The following is a 13,497-nucleotide window of genomic DNA, read 5'->3' on the forward strand; positions in this document are numbered from 1 at the left end:
GATGCCGCCCGGAGCGGGGGGCGACAGGGAGTGCCCCGGCCGGCGTCCGATCATCACGCCACGGGCAAGGCGACGAAGCGGGCGCCGTTGCCGCTCTCGACGCGGAACAGCACCGCCTTGCGGCCCTCCTTCTTCACTTCCGCCACGGCCTTGCGCACGTCGGCCGGCGTCTCGACCTTGCGGCCCGAGACCTCGACGATGACGTCGCCGGACCTGAGGCCGCGGTCCTCGGCGGGGCTGCCGGGCTCGACGCCGACGATGACGACGCCCTCCCGGCCCGCGCCGCCGACGCTCGTGGCCGGCGCCAGTTCGAGGCCGAGCCTGACGCCGCCCTCCGTATCCTTCTGGTCGAGGGCCGCCGTCCGGTCGCCGGGCATGGTCGCGAGCCTGACGCTCACGTCGCGCGCCTTGCCGTCGCGCCAGACCTTCAGCGCCACCTCTCTGCCGGGCTCGAAGCCGGCGATCTGCCGCGACAGCTCGCGCGCATCCTTCACGCCCTTGCCGTCCACGGCCAGGATGGCGTCGCCGGTCTTCAGGCCCGCCTTCGCGGCCGGACTTGCGTCCTCGACGCGGGCGACGATGGCGCCTTCCTCCTTGTCGAGGCCGAGACTCGCGGCGATGTCCTTCGTCACGGGCTGGATCTGCACGCCGAGGAAGCCGCGGCGCACCGAGCCGTGATCCCTGATCTCGGCGACGACCTTCTGCACCGTCTCGGCGGGAATGGCGAAGGCGATGCCGACATTGCCGCCCGAGGGCGAGGCGATGGCCGTGTTCACGCCCACGACCTCGCCGGCGAGGTTGAAGGTCGGGCCGCCGGAATTGCCCCGGTTCACCGCCGCGTCGATCTGCAGGAAGTCGTCGTAAGGCCCCGCGCCGATGTCGCGGCCGCGGGCCGAGACGATGCCCGCCGTCACCGTGCCGCCGAGGCCGAAGGGATTGCCGACGGCGAGCACCCAGTCGCCGACGCGCGGCGTCTTCGGCGCCAGCGACACGTAGGGGAAGGGCCCGCCCTCGTCCACCTTGAGGAGCGCGAGGTCGGTCTTCGGGTCGGTGCCGACCACCTTGGCCTTCAGGCTGCGCCCGTCGTCCGTCTTCACCTCGACCTCCATGCCCTTCTCGACGACATGGTTATTGGTGACGACATAGCCGTCCTTCGAGATGAAGAAGCCCGAGCCCTGCGCCTCGCCGAAGCGGCGCGGCTGCGGACGGGGACCGCGCGGTCCCTCCTCGCCGAAGCGGCGGAAGAAGCGCTCGATACCGGGCGGCAGGCCGAAGTCCTCGAGGTTCTGGCCCCCGTCGGACACGCCCTCGGCCGCGACCTTGACGCGCACGGAGACGACCGCCGGCTTCACCCGGTCCACGACATCGGCAAAGGACGCCTGGCCGGGAACGGTGACGGTCATCGGCTGGTTGGACAGGTTCTGGGCATAGGCCGGCGAGGGGGAAGCGCCGGCGAACCCCTGCAGCGCGCCGGCCGTGGCGAGGGCCGCCAGCGCCGCGGCCCCGAGCAGCAGGGCCTTGCGCCGCCTCGCGGTGCGCATCGCATGGTCGGAGGCCGGACGGGAATCGGCGGCGCGAGCGGAGGTCGCGGCCTCGGCCTTCTGGCCCTCCGGCGGAAGAATGATCGTCATGGAGCCATCTCTCCTTCATGTCAGGCGTCATCCGCCCGTGTCGGAAGGCAAGATGGGGGTGGGCGCCTTACGGTGCCCTCACGACCGGATGAAAGTTTCGTAAGGTCTCCCAGGGGGAGTGGCGTGCCCCCCAGCCGCGCCGGCAGCAGGAGGCTCGCGCCGGAACCATCCGCGGTCATCCCGGGCCTCGCGCAGCGAGGAGCTCGGAACCCGAAACCGAATGCGGGTCATCCAGAAACCGCGCCGGCCACCCCTCACGCCACCCGGCGCAGTTCCTGCGTGGGGAGGTGGACGAGGACGATGGTGCCGGTGCCGACGCTCGACTTGATGCGCAGGGAGCCGCCGTGCAGCTCGGCGAGCGACCGGGCGATGGCCAGGCCGAGGCCCGAGCCCTTGTAGGTCTTGGCGAACTCTCCCTCCACCTGCTCGAAGGGACGGCCGAGCTTCTTCAGGGCCTCGCCCGGGATGCCGATGCCGTTGTCCTCGACGTAGATGTTGACCGCGTCGGCGACGACGCGGGCGCGCACCGCGATGCGGCCGCCGTCGGGCGTGAACTTCACGGCGTTGCGCAGGAGATTGGCGAGGATCTGCTGCACGGCACGCGGGTCGGCGTGCACGGTGGCGCCCGGCGGCAGGGTCTCGACGGTGACCGAGAGCGACTTCGCCTCCGCATCCGCCTCGATGCCGCGCACGGCCTCGCCCACCATGCGGTCGACCGCCACCGTCGTCTTCTCGAGGCGCACGCGCCCGGCCTCGATGCGCGACATGTCCAGGATGTCGTTGATGACACCGAGCAGATATTGCCCGCTGTTGCGGATGTCCTTGCAGTACTCGGCGTATTTCGGGTTGCCGAGCGTGCCGAAGATGCCGCCTTCCATGATCTCGGAGAAGCCGATGATGGCGTTGAGCGGCGTGCGCAGCTCGTGGCTCATGTTGGCGAGGAACTCGGACTTGGCGCGGTTCGCCGTCTCGGCCTCGGCCTTCTGCTCGAGGTAGCGCTCGGCAAGGTCGGCGAGCTGCTGGGCCTGGATCTCGAGCTTCTGGCGGGAGCGCCGCAGGTCCGCCACGGTGGCGATGAGGCGGCGCTCGGAATCGAGCAGACGCTCCTCCTGGCGCTTCAGCGCCGTGATGTCGGTGCCGACCGAGACGTAGCCGCCGTCCTTGGTGCGGCGCTCGTTGATCTGCAGCCAGCGGCCGTCGGCGAGCTGGGCCTCGAAGCTGCGGGCGCCGACGTCCTGGCGCTCGTCGACGAGCTGCTGCGTCTTGACGAGCGGCGGCACGCCCGCCTCCATCACGTCCGCGTAGGTGCGGCCGGCCACCGCCGCCTCGCTCGACAGGCCGTGCAGCCTCTGGAACTTCGAATTGCACAGCACGAGGCGGTTCTGCGCGTCCCAGAGCACGAAGGCCTCCGAGATCGTCTCGATGGCGTCGCGCAGGCGGGCGTCGGCGGCGGCGGTGCGCTCGGCGAGACGGCGCTGCTCGGTGATGTCGACGGCGATGCCGACGAGATGCGGGCCGCCCTCCGCCTCGTCGTCGACGAGCTCGGCGCGGGCCTTGATCCACACCCATTCGCCGGCGGCGTTGCGGATGCGGAAGTCATGGTCGATCGCCCGCGTCTGCGAGGAGGCGAGCATGTCGGCGAGACCGTAGAGGTCCGTGTCGTCGGGATGGACGAGGGCGTTCACCTCGCCGAAGGAGAGGAACTCGTCGCGGCGCTCGTGGCCGAGGAGCGCGTACATGGAATCCGACCAGTAGATGCGGCCGCGGGCGAGGTCCCAGTCCCACATGCCGCAGCGGCCGCGGTTGAGCGCGGCGTCGACGCGCGCCTTCACCCGCTCGCACACCTCGTCGGCGGCGCGGGCGCGGCTCGCCTGCAGGAAGTAGGCGGCGCCGATGGCGATGAGCACGAGGCCCGCCGCGGCGAGCAGCGTCGCCTGGCCGTAGATCTTGGTCTGCCAGGCTGCGAGCGCACCCGAGATCGGCTGCACGACGGCCACCTGCCCGTAGGGCGCCGGCAGGTTGCGCACGGTGGCGAAGGCCTCCCCGCCGCCAGGCAGCGCGATGCGCATGACGCCGGCGCGGTCGGCGAAGGTGGTGAGCGGCTGGGCGCTGCCGAGAAGGTCGACGAGCGTGCGGACGGCACCGGTCCCGGTGCTCGCGCCGGTATTCGCGCCCGCGGCGAAATTCACGCTCTTGGGAAAGTGCGCGCTCCTGGGCAGATGTGCCGTCACCCCGCCCTCGGCGTCCGTCACCGCGACGATGCGGCCGGCGCCGAGCGCGTGCGCCGGCACGATGCGCTCCAGCATGGCGGCCGGCCCGAGCTCGGCCGTCTCCTCGTCGGAGAGCTGGCGCGTCATCTCGCTCATGACGAGGGCGGCGACGAGGTCGATGTCGGAGGCGGCGTCCGCCATGGTCTCGTTGCGCGTGTCGAGCGCCTGGATGACGGCGCCCGAGACGAGCGTGGTCAGGAAGACGGCGAGGAGCGCCGGAACGGCGAGGCGCAGCCAGGGCTCCGCAGCGACCAGGCGCCGGTAGGCCGGATGGGCAATCGATCGTGCTATTCCCAGAATCGTGCCCGCGCGAGCGGGCACGCACGTCGCTGCCTGGACGCGCGCCATGCGTTGCCCCTTCGGATTCCATTCGTCTCGTTCGGAAGACGTGCCGCATCTATCCGAATCAGCTCCATAAGAATCGCAGGCGGCTGATTTGTCCAGAGTGTTGATGAAAGGTTGACGCGATCGTTAAAAGTTTAAGCCCGCCGCGATACGACTGGTCGCGGCGGGCTCAATACTGTTGAACTATATGTAGTGGCTCAGGCGAGGGAGCGGCCCGAGATGTCGCTGACGTCCGGCGACAGGCCGGGCGTTCCGGCGACGCGCTTCAGCGCCGCCTCGGCCTTGGCGCGCCTTCCCGGCTCCAGCATGCGCCAGGTGCGGAAGGCTGTGAGCAGGCGCGCGGCCACCTGCGGGTTCTTCGGGTCGAGGGCGATGACGACATCGGCCAGGAAGTCGTAGCCCGCGCCGTCGGCCCGGTTGAACTGCGTGGCATTGCCCATGGCGAAGCTGCCGACGAGCGAGCGCACGCGGTTCGGATTGCCCATGGAGAAGGCCGGGTGCCGGGTGAGCTCCCTGACGCGGTCGAGCGTGCCGGCCTCCGGGATCGTCGCCTGCAGCGCGAACCACTTGTCGAGCACGAGCGGATCGTCGTGGAAGCGCCCGGCGAAGTCGGCGAGCGCCGTTTCGCGCGCCGCGCCGGGCAGATGGGCGAGGACGGCAAGGGCACCGAAGCGGTCCGTCATGTTGTCGGCGGCGGCGAACTGCGCCACGGCGAGCTCCGTGCCGCGGGCCGCGTCCCCGGCCGCCAGGAGGTCGAGGGCGGCGTGGCGCAGGGCGCGGCGGCCCGCACTCGCCGCATCGGGGCTGTAGGCGCCGCGCGAGGCGAGCCGGCCGTAGAGAGCCGCTAGCCGGTCGGCGAGCGCCGCGCCGAGCGCGCGCTTGACCGCCAGGCGCCCGGTGAAGACGGCGTCCGGATCGACGTCGCCGCCGATCTCGCGGGCCATGTCGGCCTCCGTCGGCAGGGCGAGCACCTGCGCCGCGAAGGCGTGGTCGGCCTCGGCGCGGCTGTCGAGGAAATGGGCGAGCGCCTCGCCGAGGCGGGCGTCGACGGAGATGGCCTGGCCGGCGCGCGCGGCCCGCGTCGCCTCCAGGATGACGCGGGTCGCGACCGTCTGCGCCGCCTGCCACTGGTTGAACGGATCGCGATCGTGCCGGAAGAGGACGAAGAGGTCCTCGTCCGCGAGGTCCATCTCGAGGCGCACGGGTGCCGAGAAGCCGCGCAGGAGCGAGGGCACCGGCCGCTCCGGCACGTCCGTGAAGGTGACCGAGAGCGCCGGGCCGTCAAGCGTCAGCACGCCGTTCGCGAGCGGCACCTCGTTGCCGGCCTTCAGGGGGAGTTCCCGGCCGCTCTCGCCCACAAGGCCGAGCGCCACGGGGATGACGACGGGCCGCTTCTCGGCCTGGCCGGGGGTGGGCGGCGTGCGCTGGGCGAGATCGAGCCGGTAGGTTCTCGCCGCCGGATCGTAATGGCTGCTCGCCGTCACCGTCGGCGTACCCGCCTGCTCGTACCAGGTGAAGAACTGCGAAAGGTCGCGCCCGCTCGCCTCGGCGAAACAGGCGATGAAGTCCTCCACCGTCGCCGCCGTGCCGTCGCAGCGCTCGAAATAAAGGTCCATGCCGCGCCGGAAGGCTTCCGCCCCGATCAGCGTCTTGAGCATGCGGATGACCTCGGCGCCCTTCTCGTAGACGGTCGCCGTGTAGAAGTTGTTGATCTCGCGGTACTGCGCCGGCCGCACGGGATGGGCGAGGGGCCCCGCGTCCTCGGCGAACTGCTGGGCGCGGAGCGTGCGCACGTCGGCGATGCGCTTGACCGGCCGCGAGCGCTCGTCGGAGGAGAACTCCTGGTCGCGGAAGACGGTGAGCCCCTCCTTCAGGCAGAGCTGGAACCAGTCGCGGCAGGTGATGCGGTTGCCCGTCCAGTTGTGGAAATATTCGTGGGCGATGATCGCCTCGATATTGGCGTAGTCGGCGTCCGTCGCCTTCTCGGCGCTCGCGAGCACGTACTTGTCGTTGAAGATGTTGAGGCCCTTGTTCTCCATGGCCCCCATGTTGAAGTCGGACACGGCGACGACGTTGAAGACGTCGAGGTCGTACTCGCGGCCGAAAACCTTCTCGTCCCAGCGCATGGAGCGGGCCAGCGCGTCGAGCGCGTAGGTGGCGCGCTCGCCCTTGCCGGCCTCCACGTGGATGGCGATCTCGACCGCACGGCCCGAGCCCGTCACATAGGTCTGCGACACCTTGTCGAGCCGCCCGCCGACCAGGGCGAAGAGGTAGCAGGGCTTGGGGAAGGGGTCGTGCCAGAGGGCGTAGTGCCGGCCCGTACCGGGAACCTCGCCGCGCTCGACGGGGTTGCCGTTGCCGAGGAGGAGCGGCGCCTCCTCCCGGTCGGCTTCGATGCGCGTCGTATAGACGGAGAGCACGTCCGGCCGGTCGAGGAAATAGGTGATGCGGCGGAAGCCCTCGGCCTCGCACTGCGTGCAGTAGATGCCGCTCGAGCGGTAGAGGCCCATGAGCTTGGTGTTGGCGCTCGGGTCGAGTTCCGTTTCGAGCGTCAGCGTGAAGGGCCGCTGCGGCGGGGCGTGCAGCACGAGGGAGGAAGGCGTCACCGCGTAGGCGGCGGCGCCCAGGGCCACGCCGTCGAGGCGCGCCGAGACGAGCCTCAGCTCGTCGCCGTCGAGGGTCAGCGCGGCGCCTGGGGTGCCCTTCGGATTGGGGCGCAGCGCAAGCTCCGCCGTGACGCGCGTCGCCGTCGGATGGAGACGCACATCGAGCTTCACCGTATCGATCAGATAGTCGGTCGGCCGGTAGTCCTCGAGACGGACGACGGGGGCGTTCTCGGTGCGCATCTCGGTCTCCGCATGGCGGGCAAATCGTTACCCGCCGTTATGGGGGACGCGGGCGGGCCCGACAACCCGTGCGCGAGGCGTGCCGGCAGGTGCCAACGCCCCGGCTTCGTCCGGCAGCCCCCTCGTCCCCGCCTCCCGCATGACCGCTCCGCGGGCTCGCGGAACGGCGAGAGGATGGGCGGGCAAGGCCCCTGCCCTGCCCGGCGCGCTCTCAGCTCACGATGCGCCAGCTGCCGTCCGGCTGCTGGCAGGCGGTGCCGTAGCCGCGCTGGGGCCGGCCGCCGACGTAGATCGTGTGGGTGTATTCGCGGCAGTAGCCGTCCGGGCTGTCGTAGGCCGGGCCGGGATCGATGTAGCCGTAGGCGCCGCTGTCGCTGCGCCACTCGGTGCGACGGCCGTAGGAGACGGCGTCGTACTGGGCGGTGTAGGCGCGCTGCCGGGCCGCGTCGTCGAGCGAAGAGCCGATGGCACCGCCGAGCAGGCCGCCGATCGCAGCGCCCGCCACGATGGCCGCCGCCTTGCCGGCGCCCCCGCCGAAGGCCGAGCCGATGAGGCCGCCGGCGACCGCGCCGCCGATGACGCCCACCGTCTGGTTCGTCGTGGGCGGCCGGCCGTAGGGGTCGCTCGTGCAAGCGGCCGTCGAGAAGGCCACGACGGCGATCATGCCCGCCGAGAGAATGGATTTCACGGTCATCACTGTCCCTGCCGGTCGTTGTTCGTGTCGATTCGCCCGGAGCTTCTTCCGGCGCCGGGCCATACGAGGCATGGAATTCGGCGAAACCGAGGTCAAGCCCGCCCCCGCCCCGCAGCTCCCAGGGTGACGGGGAGGTTCGCGCGGGAACCCTCCACCGTCGTCCCGGGGCCGGGCGTGAGCCGCGAGCCCGGACCTAGGACCGATGCCGGTGAACCAGGAGACGCAGCGGCCGCCACGCCCTCCTTTCGGCCGGCATCCTTTGCGGGTCCCGGACAGCAGCTCGCCCTTCGCTCACACCCCGGGCAGGCGCAGTACGGCGCGCAGACCCCCGAGCGGCGAATCGTCGAGCACCAATGTGCCGCCGTACAGGTCGGCGAGGTCGGCGGCGATGGCGAGGCCGAGGCCGGAGCCGGGCTTCGTCTCGTCGAGCCGCTTGCCGCGCCGCATGACCTCGCTGCGCGCCTCGGGCGGCAGGCCCGGGCCGTCGTCGTCGACGACGATCTGGAGCGTCGAGCGTTCTCCGTCGGGAAAAACGTCGACCGCGACGGCCACACGGGCCTGCGCCCATTTGCAGGCATTGTCCGCGAGGTTGCCGACCATGTCCTCGAAGTCCTGCCGCTCGCCGCGGAAGCGGGTGCCTTCCGGCACCGCGACCTCCACCGCGAGGTCCCGGTCCCGGTAGATGCGGCCGAGGGCGCGCTTGAGGCCGACGAGCACGGGCGCGACCTCCGTCACGGTGCCGAGCGTGCCGGCGAGGGCCGCCGCGCGGGCGCGGTCGAGGTAGTAGTTGATCTGGTCGCGCATCACGGCCGCCTGCTCGCGCACCTTGTCTGCGAAGGGGCCGGGCATGCCGTCGGCCTCGTTGACGATGACGCTGAGTGGCGTCTTCAGCGCGTGGGCGAGATTGCCGACATGGGTGCGGGCGCGCCCGAGGATCTCGCGGTTGGCGTCGATCATCAGGTTGAGTTCCCCCGCCAGCGGCGCGATGTCGTGCGGGTACTTGCCCTCGATGTGCTCGGCGTCGCCGCGGCGCACGTCCGCCACCGCCTTGCGCAGGCGGATGAGCGGCAGGAGGCCGTAGCGCACCTGGGCGAGCGTGGTGAGGCCGAGCGCCACGCCGAGGGCCGCGAAGGTGAGGCCGAGCGCCCAGCCGAAGCTGCGGATGTCGTTCTCGATCTCCTCGTCCGGCGCGGCGACGGCGACGTGGAAGCGCCCGTCCTCGCCGAGGTCGATGACGCGCTCGAGGATGCGCAGGTTGCGCTCGTCGGGCCCCGTGGCGTAGCCCTTGCGCAGGCCCCCCTCCCCGGCCGGCACGCCGAGGTCGGCGAGCTTCGGCAACTGCCCGCCGAAGAGCGATTTCGAGGTGCGGAGGTCGCGCGGGCCGCCGTTGAGGCGCGTCACCTGCCAGTACCAGCCCGAGAGCGGCAGCTCGAAGCGCGGCTCGCCGATGGTGCCGAGCTCCTTGCGCTCGAGCTCGCCGGGGGTGGCGAGGTCGGAGACGAGGTCGGTCAGGTAGACGTCGAGCCGCTCGTCGAAGGCGCGCTCGGTCGTGCGCCGGTAGATCGTCGACAGGATGAGCCCCGCGACGAGCAGGATGAGCAGGCTCCAGGCGATGGCCGACACGAAGAGGCGGGTCGCGATCGAATGGCGGCGGAAGCCGAATGCCATGCCGGCGCGCCCCGCTCAGTCGCCCGGCGGCGGCTCGGCCACGTAGCCGAGACCACGCACCGTCTGGATGATGTCGACGCCGAGCTTCTTGCGCAGGCGGCCGATGAACACCTCGATGGTGTTCGAATCGCGGTCGAAATCCTGGTCGTAGAGATGCTCGACCAGCTCGCTGCGGGAGATGACGCGCCCCGCGTGGTGCATGAGATAGGCGATGAGCCTGTACTCGTGCGAGGTGAGCTTGACGGGGTTGCCGTCGACCACGACGCGCCCGGCGCGCGTGTCGAGGCGCACGGGCCCGCAGACGAGCTCGTTCGTCGCGTGCCCCGCCGCACGACGCAGGAGGGCGCGCAGGCGGGCAAGAAGCTCCTCCATGTGGAAGGGCTTGGTCACGTAGTCGTCGGCGCCGGCGTCGAAGCCCTGCACCTTGTCGCTCCAGCGGTCGCGCGCCGTCAGGATGAGCACGGGCATGGTGCGCCCGGCGGCGCGCCAGGCGGCGAGCACGGCCGCGCCGTCGATCTTGGGCAGGCCCATGTCAAGGACCACGGCGTCGTAGGGCTCCGTCTCGCCGAGGAACTGCCCCTCCTCGCCGTCGAACGCCTTGTCCACGGCGTAGCCCGCATGTTCGAGCGCCGTGACGAGCTGGCGGTTGATGTCCCTGTCGTCCTCGACGACCAGAAGTCGCAATTGACCACCCTCACCGAACCGAGGCGACCGTGCCGGTGCCGCCGTCGACGCGGACGCGTACCACACGTCCATCGCGGCGCAAGGCCGTGATGAAATACATGTAGACGCCGTCGCGCCGGCACAGCCGCGCGCGCAGGACCTTCGCCCCGCCGCTGGCGGCCGCGCGCGCCGCATCCACCGCGGTCACGGGCGGCACCACCTCGCTGCGGGCAACGGCCTCGCGCGTCTCCGCCGCGGACAGGCAGCCCTGCGGAGCGCGAATGTCCTCGGCCGCCCACGCGCCGGTCGCACAAGTCGCGACGAGAAGGGTCAAAATGTGGCCACGCATGGGCGCAATCTGGTCGACAGGTGCTGAACGGCGGGTGAACGAGGTATCATGATGGACAGCCGCGGCACCCGCCGGCCGTCCTTCAGCCGCACCGCGGGGTGCTGCCGGGCGCCGCGCCGCCCATCCCCGCGCGCTCGCGCCGGAGCATGACGACCTCGCTCTCCTTGTAGGTCGTGCGGGCGATCTCGCGATATCCGCATTTCTGCGCCACGCGCAGCGAGGCGCGGTTCGCAGGCGCGACGATGCAGGCGGTGGCCGGCGCGGCGAGATGCCGCTCGCTCCATCCGAGCGCCCCTTGCACCGCCTCCGTCGCGTAGCCCCTGCCATGCACGGCGGGGGCGAGCACCCAGCCGATCTCCGGCGTGCCTTCGAGCGAGGGCGTGATGGCCCGCTTGAAGTCCGCGAAGCCGACATCGCCGACGAAGCGGCCCGTGCCCTTCTCCTCCACGGCCCAGTAGCCGTAGCCCAGGAGACGCCAGAGCCCGGCATAGCGCAGCATGCGCGCCCAGCTCTCCTCCCGCGTCGACGGCTTGCCGCCGATGTGCGCGACCACGGCGGGGTTGCCCCACAGGGCCGTGACCGCCTCGAAGTCGCGGGCCTCGTGTCCGCGCAGCACGAGGCGCTCCGTTTCGATCCGGGGCGCCTCCCCCGCCGGTCCCGTCGCTGCAGCCATGACCGTTCTCCCGTGGGCGGCCAGGACTATCGCGCGGCGGTGCTGGCGTACAGGGCCGGTGCGGCCCAACCGGCGTCGCTGCCGCTCCCGGAGCACTTCCCGATTCAACTGAATCGGGAAGTGCTCCGTCTTTTTGAGAATAGAGCATTTACTTCGCCAAACCGGCGTCCACTTCGGCGGAAAATGCGCTAACGCGCCAGGCGCTTGGTGGCGGTGAGGCGGAAGACGGTGGAGAGGATGAAGCTCGCCCCGGCGACGACCTGCAGCGCCGCCTCGGCGAGGGCGCCGCTGTCGAGGCCCGACGTGTCGAAGCCGAGGAACGACAGGGTGATGGCCACGAGGCCGAAGAGGTTCGCCCATACCGTGCGGCTCGCGAGGAAGGATTTCGTCTCGATCATCGTGCTGCTCCTTTGCTGCCGGGAAGGGGAAAAGGAAGAGGAAGAGGAAGAGGAAGAGGCCACGGCAGTGGCGAGCGCGAGCGCCTCGCGCTCCACCCTGCGCACACGCCGCGTCCAGCCGCGGCCGAAGGTGGCGAAGACGGAAAGCCGCGCGAGGAAGCTCAGGCGCGCGGCGGCGAGCGCCCGCACGAGGCCCTGCGGGTCGGCGCGGGCGACGGCAGCGAGCGTGACGGGCCCGGGCAAGCCGTCCGCCGGCACCGCGAGCACCCGCTGCAGCAGGCGCACGGCGGCCTTCGGTCCGGAATGCACGGCGCAGTCGAACAGGGCGAGGTCGACGCCCGCCGGCAGCTCGTCGGCGCGGATGGTCCGCCAGTAGAAGCGGTGGTAGATCGCCTCGGCCTCGGCGCGCGTCAGCGCCATCACCTCGGCGACGGCGACCGGCCTCCCCCGAGCGCGGGCGAGGGTCGCGCGGGTGATGCCCATGTTGGTCGTCCCGCCCGGGTCGAGAGGGTGGTTCACGAAGCCGCCCTCCAGGGCGAAGACGAGCGCCATGGCGCGTTCGAAGCTCGCTGCCGCCATCAGGGTCTCCATCGTGCTGCGGGCCGCCCTGGCGCGCCGCCGGGGCAGAAGGGGCTCACTCGAACTCCCAGATCCAGACGGCGCCGTCCGCCCCGCGTCCCCCCGGCTGGCCCGTGGCGCTGTTCGCCACGCAGCCGCCGGAGCCGCCGTCGCCGCGGGCGACGCCCGGCCCGCCCGGCGCGTTGCCCACCTGGCCGCGCGCCCCGCCGCCAAGGAAGGAGGGCGCGCCATTGCCGGAGACGCCGTTGCCGGCGTCGAGGCGCAGGCCGGGCGCGCCCGCCCCGCCCTCGGCATTGAGGTCGCCGCCGCCCGCCGTGCCGCCAAGGCCGCCCGGCACCGCCCGGGCGAAACCACCCGCCGCCTGGCCGCGCCCGCCCTGCCCGCCGCCGGCGACGGCATGGGGGCCGAAGCGCGTCTCGCCGCCCGCCCCGCCGTCGCCGCCCGTGGTCGCGCCGCCGGCGCCGCCGGCACCGACCGCCACCGGCACGCTCGCGAGCGTCGTCACGTCGAGGAGGCGGAGGGACAGGCCGCCTGCGCCGCCGCCCCCGCCGCAGGCGCCCGCCTCGGCCGCACCGGCGGCGCCCCCGCCGCCTCCGCCGGCGCCGAGGGCGAAGACGAGGGCGAAGCGCACGCCCGCCGGCCGCTCCCAGGTGCCGGAGACGGTGATCCAGCGGCAGGCGGTGAGGCGCCCGCCGCCTGTGAGGCCGCCGGGCAGGAGCGCGAGCCGGCCGGTGGCGGCCGAGAGGCGCAGGGCCTCGTGCCAGGTCGCGCCGTCCGGCGAAACCTTGAAGGAAAGGTCGTCGTCGCCGATCAGCCCGATCTCGGCACGCGCGCCGTAGCCCGACTGGAAGAGGAGCGAGAGCACCTGCCCCGGCCCCTCCTTGTTGAGCTTGCAACGCAGGTCGCCCGTGCCGCCCTCGCCCGTGCCGCGCGCCGTCACGAGGAGGTCGTTGAGCTTGGCGCTGAAGGGATTGGCGGCATCCGCCGCCGTGCCGAGACCGAGGCGATCGAGGTTCTGCAGCGCCCGGCCCGTGAGCGGCACCCAGGCCACGCCATCGAAGACGAGGAGGACCGCCTCGTCGCGCACGAAGGCGCGCCAGCCCTTCTCGGGGGTGTGGAAGCGCCAGGCGCCGTCGCGGCGCACGGCGATCTCGCCGCGACGCCCGCTCCAGGGGCCGGAGGCGCCCTCCGCCACGATCCAGCGCCCGCCCTCCGCCGCTTCCGGCGGCGGGGCGGGGAGGTCGCGGTCCTCGACGGAGAGGTGCACGAGGTCGTCGAGCGCGACGAGGGCCTCGTTGTGCGTGACGTGCTTCTGCGCCTGGGCCGCCGCAAGAAGCGGCAGCCCGAGGTTTCGCGTCTCGGTCATGGCGGGGCTCCGGGG

General features: G+C 72.0%; 10 protein-coding genes. All 10 read right to left on the reverse strand.

What is annotated here, in order from left to right:
* Positions 1-53: 53 nt before the first annotated feature.
* A complete protein-coding gene (locus tag QNA08_RS12255) occupies positions 54-1,541 on the reverse strand; it encodes a Do family serine endopeptidase (RefSeq protein ID WP_283741201.1) in 1,488 nt (495 codons plus the stop codon).
* A gap of 344 nt (positions 1,542-1,885) precedes the next feature.
* Positions 1,886-4,249 (reverse strand): sensor histidine kinase, encoded by a 2,364-nt coding sequence (locus QNA08_RS12260; protein ID WP_283741005.1) that lies wholly within the window; start codon positions 4,247-4,249, stop codon positions 1,886-1,888.
* Between the two features lie 194 nt (positions 4,250-4,443).
* Positions 4,444-7,092 (reverse strand): aminopeptidase N, encoded by a 2,649-nt coding sequence (gene pepN / locus QNA08_RS12265; RefSeq protein ID WP_283741006.1) that lies wholly within the window; start codon positions 7,090-7,092, stop codon positions 4,444-4,446.
* 211 nt (positions 7,093-7,303) lie between these two features.
* Positions 7,304-7,786 (reverse strand): hypothetical protein, encoded by a 483-nt coding sequence (locus tag QNA08_RS12270; protein WP_283741007.1) that lies wholly within the window; start codon positions 7,784-7,786, stop codon positions 7,304-7,306.
* A gap of 291 nt (positions 7,787-8,077) precedes the next feature.
* Positions 8,078-9,454: a sensor histidine kinase gene (locus QNA08_RS12275; RefSeq protein WP_283741008.1), complete on the reverse strand. Its 1,377-nt coding sequence runs from the start codon at positions 9,452-9,454 to the stop codon at positions 8,078-8,080.
* Between the two features lie 15 nt (positions 9,455-9,469).
* Positions 9,470-10,138, reverse strand: a complete 669-nt coding sequence (locus QNA08_RS12280; RefSeq protein WP_283741009.1) for a response regulator transcription factor — start codon at positions 10,136-10,138, stop codon at positions 9,470-9,472.
* Positions 10,139-10,148: 10 nt separating this feature from the next.
* Entirely contained in the window at positions 10,149-10,466 is a 318-nt protein-coding gene (locus tag QNA08_RS12285) for a hypothetical protein (RefSeq protein ID WP_283741010.1), read from the reverse strand.
* Positions 10,467-10,548: 82 nt separating this feature from the next.
* Positions 10,549-11,139: a GNAT family N-acetyltransferase gene (locus tag QNA08_RS12290; RefSeq protein WP_283741011.1), complete on the reverse strand. Its 591-nt coding sequence runs from the start codon at positions 11,137-11,139 to the stop codon at positions 10,549-10,551.
* A 188-nt stretch (positions 11,140-11,327) separates the two neighbouring features.
* Positions 11,328-12,116, reverse strand: coding sequence for a glycoside hydrolase family 108 protein (locus QNA08_RS12295; protein WP_283741012.1), 789 nt, complete (start codon positions 12,114-12,116; stop codon positions 11,328-11,330).
* A gap of 55 nt (positions 12,117-12,171) precedes the next feature.
* Positions 12,172-13,482, reverse strand: a complete 1,311-nt coding sequence (locus QNA08_RS12300; protein ID WP_283741013.1) for a DUF2793 domain-containing protein — start codon at positions 13,480-13,482, stop codon at positions 12,172-12,174.
* Positions 13,483-13,497 lie beyond the last annotated feature (15 nt).

This window comes from Chelatococcus albus, from assembly GCF_030067675.1.
Lineage (GTDB): Bacteria > Pseudomonadota > Alphaproteobacteria > Rhizobiales > Beijerinckiaceae > Chelatococcus_A > Chelatococcus_A albus.

Bases quoted from the DNA above. Each gene is read 5' to 3' on its own strand.
- QNA08_RS12255 (WP_283741201.1), bottom strand. From the start codon at position 1,541: ATGCGCACCGCGAGGCGGCGCAAGGCCCTGCTGCTCGGGGCCGCGGCG.
- QNA08_RS12260 (WP_283741005.1), bottom strand. From the start codon at position 4,249: ATGGCGCGCGTCCAGGCAGCGACGTGCGTGCCCGCTCGCGCGGGCACG.
- pepN (WP_283741006.1), bottom strand. From the start codon at position 7,092: ATGCGCACCGAGAACGCCCCCGTCGTCCGTCTCGAGGACTACCGGCCG.
- QNA08_RS12270 (WP_283741007.1), bottom strand. From the start codon at position 7,786: ATGACCGTGAAATCCATTCTCTCGGCGGGCATGATCGCCGTCGTGGCC.
- QNA08_RS12275 (WP_283741008.1), bottom strand. From the start codon at position 9,454: ATGGCATTCGGCTTCCGCCGCCATTCGATCGCGACCCGCCTCTTCGTG.
- QNA08_RS12285 (WP_283741010.1), bottom strand. From the start codon at position 10,466: ATGCGTGGCCACATTTTGACCCTTCTCGTCGCGACTTGTGCGACCGGC.
- QNA08_RS12290 (WP_283741011.1), bottom strand. From the start codon at position 11,139: ATGGCTGCAGCGACGGGACCGGCGGGGGAGGCGCCCCGGATCGAAACG.
- QNA08_RS12295 (WP_283741012.1), bottom strand. From the start codon at position 12,116: ATGGCGGCAGCGAGCTTCGAACGCGCCATGGCGCTCGTCTTCGCCCTG.
- QNA08_RS12300 (WP_283741013.1), bottom strand. From the start codon at position 13,482: ATGACCGAGACGCGAAACCTCGGGCTGCCGCTTCTTGCGGCGGCCCAG.